Origin of the sequence: Maribacter luteocoastalis (assembly GCF_048890225.1) — a bacterium.
Lineage (GTDB): Bacteria > Bacteroidota > Bacteroidia > Flavobacteriales > Flavobacteriaceae > Maribacter > Maribacter luteocoastalis.
The window spans coordinates 54,382-70,331 of sequence record NZ_JBMFZG010000009.1; the positions used below are offsets into that span (position 1 = coordinate 54,382).

The window sequence follows — 15,950 nt, forward strand, 5'->3', positions numbered from 1 at the left end:
TTGTTTCTGGAAAGGTTTACTATTATTTTTAATATTATGAAATTACCATTGTTCCCATTAAAATCTATTTTTTTTCCAGGTGAAACCGTGCCGCTACATATATTTGAACCTAGATATAAACAACTAATTCATGATTGTAGAAAAGAAGCCATAACATTTGGTATTCCTGTTTATATTAAGAATACTATAGCTTATGGTACCGAAGTTCAGCTAGTGGAAGTTGTAACAACTTATGATTCTGGTGCAATGGATATCATGTGTGTGGCTCGACAAGTTTTTAAGGTTAAGACCTTTAATAACCAAATAGGCGATAAGCTATATGCAGGTGGAATAGTCGAGTTTTTGGAATATGATTATATATCAAATGAAGGGCAGAAAGAAAAAGTTCTGACTAAAATACAGGAGCTCTATAGTATGATGGACATCCCATTTGCTTTAATAAAGCCAAAAAATTTCAATAGTTTTAAACTAGCACATAAAATAGGGTTATCTTTTGAACAAGAGTATGAATTACTTCAGATACCAAAAGAAAAGGATAGGTTGGTTTTCTTAGAAAAACACTTGATCGATACCCTATTTGTACTAACAGTAGTAGAAAAAACCAAGGAGGCTATTAAACTAAATGGGCATTTTAAAAATTTTGACCCCTTGGATTTTGAAGATTTAAATGTATAGTTATATGTCAATATGCCTTGATTAGCACGTATTAATTTGCGTTTACCAATTATTCAATGATAATTTTCAATTATTACATTGTCTTTCCTATTTTTGCACTACAAATAAAACGACCATAACATATGAACCTTCACGAGTATCAAGGAAAAGAAATTTTAGCAAGTTTTGGTGTGCGAATCCAAAGAGGAATTGTTGCCCACAATGCAAAGGAAGCTGTGGAAGCGGCTAAACAATTAACCGCTGAAACAGGAACAGGATGGCATGTGATTAAGGCACAAGTTCACGCAGGTGGTCGTGGAAAAGGTGGAGGTGTTAAGTTGGCCAAAAATCTTAAAGAAGTAGAAGAGATTGCAGGAAGCATCATAGGTATGAACCTTGTTACTCCGCAAACCTCTGCCGAGGGCAAAAAAGTACATCAAGTTTTAGTTGCAGAGGATGTGTATTATCCTGGCGATAGTGAGACAAGTGAATTTTATATGTCTGTTTTATTAAATAGAGGTACTGGTAAAAATATGATTATGTATTCTACCGAAGGCGGTATGGATATAGAAGAGGTTGCAGAAAATACTCCCCATTTAATTTTTACTGAAGAAATAGATCCCGCTACTGGGCTTTTACCTTTTCAAGCAAGAAAAATTGCCTTTAACCTTGGTTTATCAGGAACTGCTTTTAAAGAAATGACAAAATTCGTCTCTTCATTGTACAAAGCATATGTTGAGAGTGATTCAAGCATGTTTGAGATCAATCCAGTCTTAAAGACTTCCGATGATAAAATAATGGCTGTAGATGCCAAAGTTTCTATTGATGATAACGCCTTATACCGTAGAAAGCAATATGCTGAAATGCGCGATTTACGTGAGGAAAACCCAATTGAGGTAGAAGCTAGGGCGGTAGGTTTGAATTATGTTGATTTGGATGGCAATGTTGGTTGTATGGTGAACGGTGCCGGATTGGCAATGGCCACTATGGATTTAATTAAAATGGCTGGTGGTGAACCGGCTAACTTTTTGGATGTTGGTGGTACAGCTGATGCCAAAAGGGTGGAAGAGGCTTTTAGGATTATATTAAAAGATCCAGAAGTAAAGGCTATTTTGATCAATATATTTGGAGGTATCGTGCGTTGTGACCGAGTTGCACAAGGTGTGGTCGATGCATATAAAAATATGGGTGATTCAATTAAGGTGCCTATAATTGTTCGTTTACAGGGAACAAATGCTGAAATGGCCAAAGAAATAATTGATAATTCAGGATTGGCCGTTCATTCTGCGGTACAATTCCAAGAGGCTGCCGATAAGGTAAAAGAGGTATTGGCTTAAGATTCTTATGCTTTTTAAATAGAAAGGCAATGTTTAATAGACATTGCCTTTTTTGTTTGCTGAATTTGCACACTCAAGTCTGAACCTTTTAACTCGGTTGTTTTTCCATACATTTTAGTTTGTTTTTCAATGTGATTTATTTTGCTTAAGTACTTCAGTGAAAATCATTATAACATGTAATAGGTTTTTATTCAATGCGTATTAATTAATTAATTGAAATATTTTAAAAGAGGATATGCTCTTATGGAAATGTAATTAGGTATTGACTTTGAGTTTTGTTTAAACAGGTATGATTTTGACTAAAAAAAATGTTAAAACCAATTTTTGTTGTAACATTCTCATTTTTGAGGCGTCTTTTTAGTAATTCATCATCAATCAATTATTAATCAATCTCCAAACAAAAGGAGATAAAAAAAACGAAAAGTCATGAGAAAATTAAGTTTAGTATTTGTAGCTGCATTAGTATTTGCATCGGGGAGTATTTTTGCAAACGACATTGAAAATGTTAAGCCTACCAAGAGTCTAAGTGCTCAAATTTCTAAAATTTTGGCAGATAACAACTTTTCAAATGCCGAAGTTAATCTTACGGCACAAGTCAGATTTACCTTAAATGGGGAGGGTGAGATTGTAGTATTGTCTGTAGATACAGATTTTGTAAATCTAGAAAGATTTGTTAAGAATAAGCTGAACTATGCTAAGGTGGATGTAGCAAACGCTGAAGAAGGAAAATTGTATACTATACCTGTTCGTATTGCTGGATAATAGACAATTAATGGTTTAAAGCAAAAGATCCTGATATATAATCAGGATCTTTTTTTGTTTTTGTATTTTACACTGGGGAGTGCCTTGTCTACTTTTTTGATTTGTTTGGCTTTAAAACCGCTATTTTTATCAGTCCTATTTTTAGTGATGTTGGTTATTCCCATAAGGACTTCACCAGGGTTTTTTGGATTATCCCTGGTACCTCTAAGATGTATAACCAAGCCATTCAGAAAATTACGTAAGACCTGATCACCACATTCCATATAATTAGGGTGATCCTCTTTTCTAAAAAACGCGCCTAATTCACTTTTTGAAATAGTAAAGTCAACCAATTTTAAGATATCAACAATTTGTTCATCGCGTAGTTTTAGGGCTACACGCAGTTTTTTTAAAATATCGTTATTCGTCATGTATTGAATATTTCTATGCAAGGTATCACATAATTCTAACATACTCTAGAACCTAGATTTGTTAGGTTATTAACAACTGTACTAATTATAGGAGCAGTGATAGGACTATATAGTTTAAGCTATTTTAAATCAGTTGTTTAAAAAGGAATTATTATATTTTTTTAAACATAAAGTGAAGTGTTTTGTATACTATTTTGATATTAAAATAGTTATATATAGATAAGATTGGCATAATACCTATAAATGAACAGCCTTAAAGAAAAACTTAGTATTCTGTCAGAAATGATATCTTTTGCAAAGGTGGATAACACCTTAAAGCAATCTGAGTATGATTTTCTTTTTAACGTTGCACAACAATTGGAGATAGGTAAAAAGGATTTTGATTCATTGTTAAAATCAAAATCTGAACATGTAATTCCTAAATCACAGGCGGACCGTTTGGTTCAATTTCATAGATTATTATTGCTTATGAATATTGACAGGCAAACCGATCTTACTGAAATAAGTAAACTCCATAATATAGGATTGGGCATGGGCTTGCCTCCTTCAGCTATAGAACAGGTTCTGTCTATAATGCATAAGTACCCAAACGGACTTGTACCTCCAAAGGTTATCATAAATATTTTTAAAGCCCATTATAACTAATTAAGCCTTTTAATATACGTGCTTTATTATATCGAGTTCCATTTAGGAATCTTATGGAAACTTCACTTTATTATCTGTCGGCTAGGTAAATTTGACTTTTTGCATGTCAAAAATATAATATAAGCATCTTAAAAAATGCCATAAAGGCATTATTTCATCATCACTACATGTCAAAATGTCCTGAATTACTGATTGGTATATCATTTGTTTTTTGAAAAGCGTAACAAAGTTTAATCTTAAAAAATATATAGTTATGAGTTTAGTAAAAAGAAATGACATGCTTTTCCCTTCATTGATGAATGAAATTTTTAAGCCAGATTGGTTTGGAGGTATGGAAAATTTAAACGTTGCCCACCCCAAGGTAAATATTAAAGAGGGTGATTCTAATTTTGAATTGGAGCTTGCGGTTCCGGGTAGGACTAAGGAGGATTTTAATATTGAGGTAGACGATAATGTATTGACTATCTCATCTGAGGTAAAGCAAGAAAAAGAAACCAAAGAGGATAACTATACCAGAAGGGAATTTGGTTATTCTTCATTTAGACGTTCATTTACATTGCCAGAAACTGTTAATACAGATAAGATAGGCGCTAGTTATGAGAACGGAATTTTAAAATTTGATTTACCTAAAAAGGAAGAGGCTTTGCCAAAACCAAAAAGGTTGATTGAATTGTCATAACAAAAGAATTTGTGATTATTCATTAGAGTTGAATTTTCATAGAGTTGGTTGAGTTGGTTAGTTGGAAAAGGTGCTTTGAGCAATCAAAGTGCCTTTTTTATTTCGGCAAGGGCTCGGATAGTATGGCCAAACAACTTATAATACCTTCTTTTAGGTTGCCCAGTCTTAAATTCTCGTTAGGTCCGTGAATACCATTATCAGGATTTGGAATTCTAATTGATACTGCGGGTACATTTAAAGTCTTTATAAAGGGTGCCATAGGCTGTGAGCCACCCGTGGTCCTCATGTTTACAACTTGTCCTGCAAATACTTTATACATTGCCTTATTGAGAAAGTTGCCAATTGGACTGTCCATTTCTGTTCTAAACGGTTCTGAGCCTATTCTGTGGGATAGGGAGGCTAACTTGGAATATTTTTTTCTTTCTATGTTTGTTGGTAAAGAATCCACAAGATGATATCCGTAATCTTGAATATGTTTTTTTAATAAAGCAATTTGTCTTTCCCCGGGAGTTTCTGGCACTAATCGCATATCAATTTCTATTAATACTTCTGAAGGTATTATGGTTCTAACTTCTTTATCTACCCAAGCAGCCTTTATGCCTCTAATATTAAGTGAGGGGTACTGTAATGCCTCTTGATATGTCTCACCAACCTGTTCCGCTTTGGAAATGCCTAAATTACTTAAGGTTTGGTCCATATCTTCAGGTATCTTTTTTAATCTTGCTTTGTCATCGTCTGTTAATGAGACTCCATCATAGAAATGGGGAATGGTTACTTTTCCATATTCATCTTTTAGACTGGCTATAAGTTTAGCGGCTTCAAAAACAGGATTAGGAGCAAAATTTCCATACTGTCCACTATGTAAACCATATCTGGGTCCATAGATGGTTAACTTGGCAGTTGCAATACCTCGTGCTCCGTATGTTAGTGTGGGTAAATTGGAAATATGTCTTGTGCCATCCATTATAAAAAGCATTTCAGATGCTAATAAATCCTTATGGATTGAAACTGCCTTAGGTAAATCTGGTGACCCCAATTCTTCTTGAAAATCCATGATCACTTTAATGTTGAACGCTGGTTTTATTTTTTTGGATTGAAGAATTTGTAATGCGGAAATGAGTGACATTGCCGGTCCCTTTGAGTCTGATGCGGAACGTGCAAAAATACGCCAGTCTGGATTTATTTTTTTGTGAATATTTTCAAAGCTGATAGACTGCCAAACACCATCTTTTTTTTCTTTTAAAACGGGTTCAAAAGGATTGGCTTGAAGCCATGCGGTTGTGTCTACCGGCTGACCATCAATTTGTAAATAGAACAAAATACTTTTAGCCTTTTTGTGGTACATTTTTTCTGCAAAGAGTAGGGGAGCACCATTGGTTTCTATTGTTGTGGTCTTGAAATTTAATTGGGTAAAAACACTATCGCACCAGTGTTTGTTCCTAAGGATTTGATCAGGATAATTCCCATCATTTTTTAGTCTCAAAAATTGTTGTAAATTCGAAATGGATTCTACAAATTTTTCTTCTGTAGCCTCTGTGATATACTTCTTTGAAAGACTTTGTGCCTTGCTATTAAAAGTCAAAATAAGCAAGGTATTAATTAGGATTAATTTGTATTTTTTCACTTTAAAAGGAGTTGTTTGAAAAATTTAGCCATGTCTAAAAATGTTATTTAAACGTTTTGTATTCAGGATATTAATTTAATTTATATAAAGTTTTTATTGTAAAGCATAATACATTTATCATTTTCTGATTGTAATCAAGGTTCTTGCTCTTGTAATAACTTTATTTCATCTCTCAATTTAGCTGCTTGCATAAAATCCAACTCCTTGGCGGCCTTTTCCATTGCCTTTCTTTTTTCACGTATAAGTTTCTCAATTTGTTCTTTTGTGAGGTATTGTAAATCGGGTTCTGCAGCTCTTAATTCTTCCTTTTCAAAATGATAGGTAGAGACAGAATTTTTGGCAAAAACACTGTCTAGATTTTTCTTTAACGCTTTTGGGACAATGTTGTTTTTGGTGTTGTAATCAATCTGTTTTTCTCTCCTGTAATTGGTTTCGTCAATCGTTTTTTGCATGCTATCCGTAATCTTATCGGCATACATAATTGCCTTGCCATTCAGGTTTCTTGCAGCTCGGCCAACGGTCTGTGTAAGCGATCTATTACTTCGCAAAAAACCTTCTTTGTCCGCATCTAAAATTGCTACTAAAGAAACCTCTGGAAGATCTAGACCTTCCCGTAAAAGATTCACTCCTATGAGCACATCAAAAATACCTTTTCTAAGGTCTTGCATAATTTCTACCCGTTCCAAAGTGTCAACATCACTATGTATATATCTGCACCTAACGCTAATGCGATCCAAATACTTGGCCAATTCTTCTGCCATGCGTTTTGTAAGCGTAGTTACTAAAGTTCTTTCATCTTTTTCTACGCGTAGATGAATTTCCTCGACTAAATCGTCAATTTGATTTAAACTTGGTCTAATTTCAATGATAGGGTCTAATAATCCTGTTGGTCTAATGACCTGTTCTACAAATACTCCTTGGCTAAGTTTTAGTTCATAATCTGCAGGGGTTGCACTAACGTAAATTACTTGATTTTGTAAGGCCTCGAATTCTTCAAACTTCAATGGTCTGTTATCCATTGCTGCAGGTAGCCTAAATCCATATTCCACCAAATTTTCTTTACGTGAACGGTCACCACCATACATGGCATGAACTTGTGGAATGGTTACATGGCTTTCATCTATTACCATTAAATAATCATCAGGGAAATAATCTAAAAGACAAAAGGGTCTTGTGCCTGGTTCCCTACCATCTAAATATCTAGAATAGTTTTCAATTCCAGAACAGTAGCCCAATTCCCGTATCATTTCAAGGTCAAAATTGGTCCTTTCCTCAAGTCGTTTGGCTTCTAGGGGCTTTCCAATTTCCCTGAAGTAATCAATTTGTTTTACCAAATCATCTTGAATGTTATGAATGGCATTTTGCAATACATCTTGTGAGGTTACAAACATGTTTGCAGGATATATGTTTAAATTATCATAAACTTCTATAACGTTATTGTTAAAAGGATCAAATGCCTCTATTTCCTCAATCTCATCCCCAAAAAAATGAACTCTAAAAGCATGGTCCGCATAACTTGGGAAAACATCTACTACATCACCTTTCACCCTAAAATTTCCATTCCTGAAATCTGCAGTAGTTCTAGAATAAAGACTTTGTACTAATTGATGTAAAAATTTTGTTCGTGCAATAACTTGGTCTTTATGAATGGAAATGACATTCTTTTGAAATTCCACAGGGTTTCCAATTCCATATAAACACGAAACAGAAGCCACAACTAGCACGTCCCTTCTACCGGAAAGTAATGATGATGTTGCGCTTAGCCTTAGTTTTTCGATGTCCTCATTAATTGACAAATCTTTTTCTATATAAACCCCACTCGTAGGAATATAAGCCTCTGGCTGATAATAATCATAATAGGAGACAAAATATTCGATGGCATTTTCTGGAAAGAACTGTTTAAATTCTGAATATAGTTGGGCCGCCAAAGTCTTATTATGGGCCAGTACCAAAGTTGGTTTTTGTACTTCCTTGATTACATTGGCTACTGTAAAAGTTTTACCTGAGCCAGTAACACCTAATAGGGTTTGGTACTTTTCGCCATGTTCTAATCCAGTTACCAATTCCTTAATGGCATTGGGTTGATCTCCCGTAGGTTTGAATTCTGATACTACCTTGAATTTCATGGATTAAAAATACGAACACTCTTTGTATTCTACATTCGTTTTATGGCAATTAACCAAGATCTAAGAAAAGTTAAGCCGTAGTTCAGACTATCGTTTCAATGTAAAATGACCAGAAACTACTTTCTGGTTAAAAGTAATTGCTCTATACCAATAATCACTTGCCGGCATTGGTGTGCCATTAAAATTTCCATTCCAACCAATGGATTTAGGATCTAGTTGAACAATAAAATTCCCATATCTATCAAAAACATGTATGGTCTCAATATTTGTTTCATTGCTGTCTGGGGGCATAATAAATTGCCAAAAGTCATTTGTACCATCACCATTGGGAGTGAAAAAGTTTGGAAAATCATTTACGGACAACTCTTTCTCAATTTGTCTTTCTGCAATGCCACAACCTCCCTTATCCCTAACAAATACCGTTCTTTCTCCTGGCCTGATATTAAAAAAAATTGGACTATCCTGAAAATCGTAATTATTATTATCCAATGCATACTCGTAATTTCCCTGCTCAACTACCACAATTTCAATTCTTAAACCCGAAGACTCCCTAGTTGTTATTACTTCATCGATTACAGGAGTGGTTGCTGCTATAACTTCAAAATTCTTACTAACAGGACATTCGATTGTTGCGCCAAATTCATTTATTGTGTTAAATAATTCCAATCTGTACAGGCCTGTTTCATTATATTCCAAACTTCTGCTCTCGGAGAGTATGGTTTCAATTCCGTCTGAATTTATTTTGTACCATCTATATCCAACAGCTTTATCAGTTGCCACTATAGTTGCGTTTAAACGGTCTGAACATAAACTTAATTTGTCCGGAATGGATATGGTGGGGTAATTAGCAGGAACACAACTTACAGTAGGTTCTCCGGTGGTAAAACTATCCTCGCTACAGCCAATAGCGTCACCATTTTCATTGAAAGGTACTATCCTAACAAAAATTTCTTGGTTTAAAGGAAGTTCTTCGGGTAATTTATAGAAAAGTTGGTTTCCTGTTTCAAGGTTATCTACTATATCATAATTATTGGATAAAGAACCCATAGAAATGCGATAGTTAGTTGCGCCTGGGGCATACTCCCATTTTATATTGGTATCTACACGTACTTCTGTGTCAAGATTTAACGGACTGGATAAAGTTGTACACTCCGGTGGTTCTGTTACATTAACTGTGGTAAATATTTTTAATGGACAGGTTTTTATAGGAGCATCTGGTAAAAATAGGCTAATAGTCACATAAATAGTGGTGTTTTCTGGTAATCCGACTTCTGGTTGATAGAAATTATTTAGTCCAGAAGATCTACGATTAATTATTTCTCCTCCTCCTGGTGTTGTTCCCAATGAGATAAGATATCCGATAATCCCTTCCACTGGTGTCCAACTTATTAGATTGTCAACAGGTACATTAATATCCCCATCCAAAGGAGAAGTCATTGTAGGGCATTGTTGAGCGGTAGTGTGAACTGTACATAGAATACAACCCAAAAGGACAATAAAACCTCTTGCTTTAAATAGAAGTATTTTAGGAAAAAAGGGTGAAAAAACCCAAGTCCCAATTCTTTTCATAGCGTACTTAATAACAGTACAATATAATTAAATTTGGACGTATCGGGTCTAATAATACTGTTAAATGGGATATAACTGGGTCGTATGCCTATTTAACAATATTGACTTTTGACTCACATCCTATAAATCCCTTCTTTTAAGTAAGGCATATGATCCATATATAAAAACCACTGTCCAAACCAAAACAATTAGTACTTCATACCAATGTACACCATAATTCAGGGTTATTTGTTCGCCAACCTGATCTGCAACCGTTTGTACGGCTTCTAACCTAGTAAAGGGTTCCTTAACTAGATTGAACATTGACTGCAGGGGAAAAAATCCCATAATTGTATCAGTAGTGTCCCCATCAAATAATTTCCAGCGTATCAGCCCTCTGGTAATCCCTTCCAAAATTTGCCATAAGATCAAGAAGCCTAAAGCGAAGGCCGATCGTTTTACAAGAATTCCCAAGAATAAACAAAATGAAAAGAAACCTACAAGCTTTATGAAAAATGCAAATATGAATTCTAAATCAGAAAAAATAATGGACAATTCATCGTAATCTGAGTAAAATAATCCTAATATCAATGATACTACAAATACGAATACTGTAGAGATCATGGCAAATGAAAGAACAGTAAGAAATTTTGATAGGATGAATTCTTTTTTGGAAAGCCCGTCAATAAGATTCTGTTTTATAGTCTTATTGCTGTATTCGTTCGCCATCATGGATACAATGACGATTGCTAGAAATAGTTTAAAAAAGCCAGTTACAAAAGTATTGAAGTGCCATATATACGGGAAATTGAAAATTCCTATTTCCGCTAAATGGAATTTTACGGGTCCAATGTCAAACTTTATGGCGGCTATTAGTGCAATAGATGTTAACAAGGCAAAATAGGCGATTATTAGCACCTTACTCGCCCTATTGTTCCAAAGTTTAATGAATTCTATTTGAAGTAATCTTAACATGATGTCCTCTTTTTAGTTTGATTGATTTTTGGTCAAGGCTAGGAATTGCTCTTCTAAACTTTCTTTTCTTTTTACAAGATGGGAAAGTACCACACCATTATTGAACAAAGAGGCGTTTAAGGAATGGGCATCTAGTTCTGCACTTAGAAATGCAGTTACCAAACCTTTTTCTTCCTTGATTTCTGAAATATTCGGATTTAATTTTAAGACCGAAATCAACTTTTGTTGGTTTTCTGCCTTCAATTCAAAAAATCCATAACTGGTCAACATACCATCAACTCTTCCAGAATATAATTTCTCACCTTTTCTTAAAATGACGACATGGCTACATACCTTTTCCACTTCATCCAATAAATGGGAAGCCAATAAGATTGTAGTTCCCTGTGAAGCAATTTTTTTTATTATTTCACGAATTTGATGGATACCTTGTGGGTCTAATCCATTGGTGGGTTCATCAAGAATTAATATTTCAGGGTCATTAAGCAGGGCAGAGGCTATGGCCAGTCTTTGTTTCATGCCCAAAGAATAGGTTCTGAACTTGCTGTTTTTTCTTTCCAACAGTCCTACCAATTCTAATTTTTCTTCTATTTTATCCGTGCTCACCTCTTTTATGATGCTAACCAACTTTAGGTTTTGAACAGCGGTCATGTAAGGATAAAAGTTAGGCCTTTCTATTATGGCACCTACTTTTTTTAAAGCATCATGGGTTGAGGTAGTGCCATCAAACCAATGGAAATCACCACTGGTTTTATTTACCACATTAAGTACTATGCCGAGGGTAGTGGACTTACCACTGCCATTGGGTCCTAAAATTCCATAAACATTACCTTTTTCTATGGTGAAGGATAAATCTTTTACAGCTTTTAAATAGCCAAAATTTTTTGAGAGGTGGTTAACCGTAAGAATTGTATTCAAAGCTAGTAGTTTTTGATTGATGTACTAATGGGACGAGTAAACTGGTAAATTGTTACAGTTTCAAGAATAATTTTATAGACCGATATAAATTAGTTGAGTATTTAGTTGTATTTAAACTTAGTAGTAATGCAAATACGTAATTCGCTCATCAACCATGGTACTTGATTAAATTCTCTTTATTGTATCTTTATCAAAGAATTTGATGCTATGGAAGAAAGATTAATGTCAAAAAAAAAACCGGCATATCCGGTGAACAAAGATCTAGATGAGTATCTGGAACATTATAGTCGAAAAATTGAGATTCCCATCTTTTATGATGATTTATTAAGGTTCTCCGGTTCGGTAGTAGTTTATGATAACAACGATGAAGATACCTTATGGATCAGAGTGTATTACTCTGAATTTGACCGAAAGGAAATTGATGATAGTTTAAAAAAAGTGTATTCAATTTTACATTCAGATGGTAGCAGCAATATTCATCAATACCTAAATGTAGATGCCGTAGACTTCTGTACTTTTGGTAATTCCAAACCCTTTAGAATCAAGATAAGGAATATCTTAAATGACAACTTCACTTATTTTTACATTAAAAGAACTGATGCTTCCCGTATTTATGGTCTTGAATTGGAGCATATGTTATCTCCTTATAACCTTAACTTTTTAGTTTACAAGGATACCTTAATTGAGGAGCATATTGCGGGGATACCAGGAGATGAGTTCATCAAAAATATGTTGCCTACTTGTTCTGAACCTGAAAAAGCACAATTGGCCAAAGAATTTGTAAAATTCAATGAGCGGTGTATGATACGACTATTGGGTGATATGCGATCTTATAACTACGTGATTGTTCCTACACATGATTTTGATCACGTGGTCTACAAGATACGTGCTATTGATTTTGATCAACAGTGCTTCGAGGGAAAGTTAAAAGTGTATAGGCCTCAATTCTTTAAGGAAAATTTTGAAATGGTAGAGTTGGTACGTAATAAACTCTTACGAGATTCTGTAGACCAGTACAAATTAGAAGAACGCTCTATGGTAGCAAAGCGAATTTTAAGTTCTGGTAACCGTATTAAACGGTTAAGGACCATATGCAAAAAAGATGTTATATCTACTGATGAGAATATTCAAATGCTAAAAGAGCAGATTGAAATACTAACATCTGACTCTAATTTTAACAAATGCAAGACTATGGGCGAAGTATTGGACCTTGCACTAAATTTTGTGCGCAGAAATTATGAAGATGTTAGTATGAAACAAATCATAGAGCAGAATATAAAAATTTAGTATCGAGTAGTTGGGAATTAGATATTAGTTGTTAAGGCTAGTTTCGTTTGAAAGCTAAATATATTTATTAGGTTTCGTTCTATTCATTCTATTTTAGGAAAATAATATAATTTTACCATCAACCATCAACCATCAACCATCAACCATCAACCATCAACCATCAACCATCAACCATCAACCATCAACCATCAACCATCAACCATCAACCATCAACCATCAACCATTAACCATCAACCATCAACCATCAACCATCAACCATCAACTTTTTTGCTCCTTATTGAAGTAAACTAGATAATAGTACATTTGACGCTCTTCGTCCCATCCTTTTTCTACAAACTTTTCAGCTGATTCTGGATTTATGAAGTCCATTTTAATCTGTATGTTGGTGTCCAGGTTAATGACATTTTTTATCTTCTTTCTTGCATCCGATACCGCTTTGTTGGCTATGTCAAAATTAGAAACGTCTTCAATGCTATATTTAGGACCTTTTTCTACTTTGTAATGCTTAAACTCAGGTATCAGCTCAGGATTTTCCATAACTTCATTAAGGAAGTTGGTTTCTTCAAAAGCATCATTTTTGGCAAAATGGTTTACTGCCCTGTTCATGAATAAAACTTCCTGTTGTTTATCCTCGGCAGGAAGTACAACATCCTTGGCGAAATTTTGACAAAACTTAAGATAGTTTTTGGTCTTAAAATTGTCATCGGACAGGACATCAACTCCTAGAAAATTTTCTAACCAATACTTAGTATCATACTTATTACTATCTACTGATAATACTTTATAACCTTCTTCTTTGTTAACATTAAAAATTAAACATCCCTTATCTAATTTGTTAATGTTAATTCCTTGTTGTACAACAATATCCAAATTAGATTTATTTTCTTGAAACTGAAGAAAATCATGCTTAAGTTCGCTTTTAAAAATGCCAATAGCATCTACTTTTTCATTGTCCAGAAGTAAACCGGATAAATAGGTAACATAAACTTCACCACTCTTTATATGCGGATGGTTAGATTGTTCAAATAGGTGTGTAGCGATTTTTTTGGAATTATAATGCGTTTTTGCCGGGTCTGTAAATACCTCACTAACAATCTTATATAATTCGTTAAATTCTACATCTACCTCATTACTTAGTTTATAGTAATTCTCCTCTTTTTCCCTAAATGGTTTAAAGAAATATTCCTTTAGTAAACCAGTAGTCTCATCATTAAGCGCAAAAGGTTCCGATGATAGAAAAACACCCTCATTTTTATTTTTATTTCCTACTCTATGTATGGAGATTGTTTCAATTTGGGTTGCGTATAGGTTAATCATGCAATTGTATTATTTAAATGGTCTATTTAAGGAATTTTATTATGTAGCAGGATGTTTTTTATTTCTACTAACTACTAACTACTAACTACTAACTACTAACTACTAACTACTAACTAGTTCCAGTTCTCATCAAAATCCAAATCATCATAATTTTCGAACGTATCGTCAAAATCAAATGCACTGTTTTCAGATTCAAACTTCCTTTCTGGCGGGAATTCTGGAAGTTCCCCAAAACTAAATAGCACATTAGGATATGCCCTTCCATCTTCCTTCTCAACGATATCTGCTAATTCAACAAAGAAGGTCCACATGTTTAGAAAATCATAAACATATATAAGTTTTGGACTGTTCTCGGTTAAAACATCCTCTAAAAACGTTTCATTCATCAACCTAACATCAGAACCGTTTTCGCTCATATCAAAAAGTGCAATTTCCTCATCTTGTTTCCATTCCTCGTCACAAGTATAGAAAGATGCCATTTCGTTTCCTAGAAATCCAAAGGCTTGGGTAATGGCATTATGAAATTCTTCTAAAGAATTATTCGCCTCTATCTCCAAATCCCGGAAGATGTCTTCCTCGGCATCCAAGATTATCCTTACTTTATAAACCATACCTTAATTATTGTGGGAAGGCAAAGTTACAAAGTTTTGAGACTTATTTTAGGCTTTAATGCATCTAAAACCAAATAGAATTGTACACCAAATAAAATTGAGGCAAGTACAAGGTGCAAGGGTTGGCTTGCAAAAGGAAAATCTAAGTAATACATGGCTATGCCAGAGAAAACTTCTACAATTAGTAAAAAGAGTATCCAGTAAATCTTAATGTGGCCTAATTTATATTTAAAGATTCTATATCCTAATAAAGTATTAACAAGAACTACTAAAATTGAAAAAGAACGATGTATATAAAATTGCAAAGACGGATTGTCTAGCCACATATCCTTTGCATTGGCACCAACTAAATCAATTTGATGGTCCACGAACTGCCGTACCTGTGTTCCAATTATAATTTGTATTAAAGTAAGGCCTAAGGCTAACATAGCGATCCATAAAGTAGTTTTGTCAAAGGTTATACGCTTGTCCTCCGTATTAACAGTATAAATAACATATAGCAGCATAGCTACAATTAACAAGGCCATTAGCATATGAAGTGTTATTTTAATAGGTTCCAAAACAGAATATACCACAGTTGCACCTAACCATGCCTGGAATCCCATGCCAAAGACAACCAACCATGAAAGAATTGGAACAACTCTTTTTTTTCTCCAAAATTTGAAAGATGAGATTGCTAAAATAAGTGTGGCTATGCCGGCAAGAGCTCCAAAGAGTCTATTTATATATTCAATCCAAGTATGCCATGGATTAAAAATGGCATAGTTATGTTTTGTATAAGGTTTCCAATTTTCTTGTGTATATTTTGTAGAAGTTTTAAAATCTTTCTTAGCTACTTGTAAAGTTTCCTTGACTATAATTACTTGTCCTTTTTCAAATTCTTTATTGGGTTGCCATGCTAATTCAGACACATCTGTAGGCGGAATGTAATAACCAAAACATTTTGGCCAATCTGGGCAGCCCATTCCACTACCGGTCATACGCACCACCGCACCTGCTATAATAACGAGATAGACCAATATGAGGGTGATTTTAGCAATTTTTCTGAAGGCCATAATAC

15 protein-coding genes are annotated in these 15,950 nt (G+C 34.3%); 6 read left to right on the forward strand and 9 right to left on the reverse strand.

Features of this window, described 5'->3' with window-relative positions:
- Positions 1-36 precede the first annotated feature (36 nt).
- The 3 genes from ACOCEA_RS15190 (at position 37) to ACOCEA_RS15200 (ending at position 2,753) form a co-directional block, all read left to right on the forward strand.
- Positions 37-675, forward strand: a complete 639-nt coding sequence (locus tag ACOCEA_RS15190) for an LON peptidase substrate-binding domain-containing protein (protein WP_420757118.1) — start codon at positions 37-39, stop codon at positions 673-675.
- A gap of 122 nt (positions 676-797) precedes the next feature.
- Entirely contained in the window at positions 798-1,991 is a 1,194-nt protein-coding gene (sucC, locus tag ACOCEA_RS15195; protein WP_420757119.1) for an ADP-forming succinate--CoA ligase subunit beta, read from the forward strand.
- A 426-nt stretch (positions 1,992-2,417) separates the two neighbouring features.
- On the forward strand, positions 2,418-2,753 hold the full coding sequence (locus ACOCEA_RS15200; protein WP_420757120.1) for a hypothetical protein: 336 nt from the start codon (positions 2,418-2,420) through the stop codon (positions 2,751-2,753).
- A gap of 41 nt (positions 2,754-2,794) precedes the next feature.
- Here ACOCEA_RS15200 and ACOCEA_RS15205 read toward each other — a convergent pair whose 3' ends face one another.
- Positions 2,795-3,163 carry a DUF1456 family protein gene (locus ACOCEA_RS15205; protein WP_420757254.1) on the reverse strand — a complete coding sequence of 123 codons (369 nt, stop codon included), beginning with the start codon at positions 3,161-3,163 and terminating at the stop codon, positions 2,795-2,797.
- A gap of 243 nt (positions 3,164-3,406) precedes the next feature.
- On the opposite strand from ACOCEA_RS15205, the gene ACOCEA_RS15210 reads away from it, so the two are divergent.
- Positions 3,407-3,808, forward strand: coding sequence for a TerB family tellurite resistance protein (locus ACOCEA_RS15210; RefSeq protein ID WP_420757121.1), 402 nt, complete (start codon positions 3,407-3,409; stop codon positions 3,806-3,808).
- Positions 3,809-4,061: 253 nt separating this feature from the next.
- Positions 4,062-4,487, forward strand: coding sequence for an Hsp20/alpha crystallin family protein (locus tag ACOCEA_RS15215; RefSeq protein WP_420757122.1), 426 nt, complete (start codon positions 4,062-4,064; stop codon positions 4,485-4,487).
- A 97-nt stretch (positions 4,488-4,584) separates the two neighbouring features.
- On the opposite strand, the gene ACOCEA_RS15220 is transcribed toward ACOCEA_RS15215, so the two are convergent.
- The 5 genes from ACOCEA_RS15220 to ACOCEA_RS15240 all read right to left on the reverse strand — a co-directional run bounded on the left by ACOCEA_RS15220 (position 4,585) and on the right by ACOCEA_RS15240 (position 11,675).
- Complete coding sequence (locus tag ACOCEA_RS15220) at positions 4,585-6,111, reverse strand: M20/M25/M40 family metallo-hydrolase (protein ID WP_420757123.1); 1,527 nt, start codon at positions 6,109-6,111, stop codon at positions 4,585-4,587.
- A gap of 134 nt (positions 6,112-6,245) precedes the next feature.
- Positions 6,246-8,237: an excinuclease ABC subunit UvrB gene (gene uvrB, locus ACOCEA_RS15225; RefSeq protein ID WP_420757124.1), complete on the reverse strand. Its 1,992-nt coding sequence runs from the start codon at positions 8,235-8,237 to the stop codon at positions 6,246-6,248.
- Positions 8,238-8,324: 87 nt separating this feature from the next.
- Positions 8,325-9,806 (reverse strand): T9SS type B sorting domain-containing protein, encoded by a 1,482-nt coding sequence (locus ACOCEA_RS15230; RefSeq protein ID WP_420757125.1) that lies wholly within the window; start codon positions 9,804-9,806, stop codon positions 8,325-8,327.
- 120 nt (positions 9,807-9,926) lie between these two features.
- A complete protein-coding gene (locus ACOCEA_RS15235; RefSeq protein ID WP_420757126.1) occupies positions 9,927-10,760 on the reverse strand; it encodes an ABC transporter permease in 834 nt (277 codons plus the stop codon).
- A 12-nt stretch (positions 10,761-10,772) separates the two neighbouring features.
- Positions 10,773-11,675, reverse strand: coding sequence for an ABC transporter ATP-binding protein (locus ACOCEA_RS15240; protein WP_420757127.1), 903 nt, complete (start codon positions 11,673-11,675; stop codon positions 10,773-10,775).
- Positions 11,676-11,882: 207 nt separating this feature from the next.
- Between ACOCEA_RS15240 and ACOCEA_RS15245 the strand changes: the two genes are divergently transcribed.
- The gene (locus ACOCEA_RS15245; protein ID WP_420757128.1) at positions 11,883-12,962 is read left to right on the forward strand and encodes a hypothetical protein; all 1,080 of its coding nucleotides are present in this window, start codon (positions 11,883-11,885) and stop codon (positions 12,960-12,962) included.
- Between the two features lie 258 nt (positions 12,963-13,220).
- On the opposite strand, the gene ACOCEA_RS15250 is transcribed toward ACOCEA_RS15245, so the two are convergent.
- From ACOCEA_RS15250 to ACOCEA_RS15260, 3 genes are all read right to left on the reverse strand, one after another.
- Positions 13,221-14,279 carry a nucleoid-associated protein gene (locus tag ACOCEA_RS15250; protein WP_420757129.1) on the reverse strand — a complete coding sequence of 353 codons (1,059 nt, stop codon included), beginning with the start codon at positions 14,277-14,279 and terminating at the stop codon, positions 13,221-13,223.
- A 113-nt stretch (positions 14,280-14,392) separates the two neighbouring features.
- Positions 14,393-14,890, reverse strand: a complete 498-nt coding sequence (locus tag ACOCEA_RS15255) for an IS1096 element passenger TnpR family protein (RefSeq protein ID WP_420757130.1) — start codon at positions 14,888-14,890, stop codon at positions 14,393-14,395.
- Positions 14,891-14,916: 26 nt separating this feature from the next.
- Entirely contained in the window at positions 14,917-15,945 is a 1,029-nt protein-coding gene (locus tag ACOCEA_RS15260; protein WP_420757131.1) for a COX15/CtaA family protein, read from the reverse strand.
- Positions 15,946-15,950: the final 5 nt, after the last annotated feature.

What these genes read in the sequence shown, in the direction of transcription:
- ACOCEA_RS15250 (WP_420757129.1), bottom strand. Translation starts at nt 14,279, where the DNA reads ATGATTAACCTATACGCAACCCAAATTGAAACAATCTCCATACATAGA.
- ACOCEA_RS15210 (WP_420757121.1), top strand. Translation starts at nt 3,407, where the DNA reads ATGAACAGCCTTAAAGAAAAACTTAGTATTCTGTCAGAAATGATATCT.
- ACOCEA_RS15235 (WP_420757126.1), bottom strand. Translation starts at nt 10,760, where the DNA reads ATGTTAAGATTACTTCAAATAGAATTCATTAAACTTTGGAACAATAGG.
- ACOCEA_RS15255 (WP_420757130.1), bottom strand. Translation starts at nt 14,890, where the DNA reads ATGGTTTATAAAGTAAGGATAATCTTGGATGCCGAGGAAGACATCTTC.
- ACOCEA_RS15215 (WP_420757122.1), top strand. Translation starts at nt 4,062, where the DNA reads ATGAGTTTAGTAAAAAGAAATGACATGCTTTTCCCTTCATTGATGAAT.
- ACOCEA_RS15245 (WP_420757128.1), top strand. Translation starts at nt 11,883, where the DNA reads ATGGAAGAAAGATTAATGTCAAAAAAAAAACCGGCATATCCGGTGAAC.
- ACOCEA_RS15200 (WP_420757120.1), top strand. Translation starts at nt 2,418, where the DNA reads ATGAGAAAATTAAGTTTAGTATTTGTAGCTGCATTAGTATTTGCATCG.
- ACOCEA_RS15230 (WP_420757125.1), bottom strand. Translation starts at nt 9,806, where the DNA reads ATGAAAAGAATTGGGACTTGGGTTTTTTCACCCTTTTTTCCTAAAATA.
- sucC (WP_420757119.1), top strand. Translation starts at nt 798, where the DNA reads ATGAACCTTCACGAGTATCAAGGAAAAGAAATTTTAGCAAGTTTTGGT.
- uvrB (WP_420757124.1), bottom strand. Translation starts at nt 8,237, where the DNA reads ATGAAATTCAAGGTAGTATCAGAATTCAAACCTACGGGAGATCAACCC.
- ACOCEA_RS15190 (WP_420757118.1), top strand. Translation starts at nt 37, where the DNA reads ATGAAATTACCATTGTTCCCATTAAAATCTATTTTTTTTCCAGGTGAA.
- ACOCEA_RS15260 (WP_420757131.1), bottom strand. Translation starts at nt 15,945, where the DNA reads ATGGCCTTCAGAAAAATTGCTAAAATCACCCTCATATTGGTCTATCTC.
- ACOCEA_RS15205 (WP_420757254.1), bottom strand. Translation starts at nt 3,163, where the DNA reads ATGACGAATAACGATATTTTAAAAAAACTGCGTGTAGCCCTAAAACTA.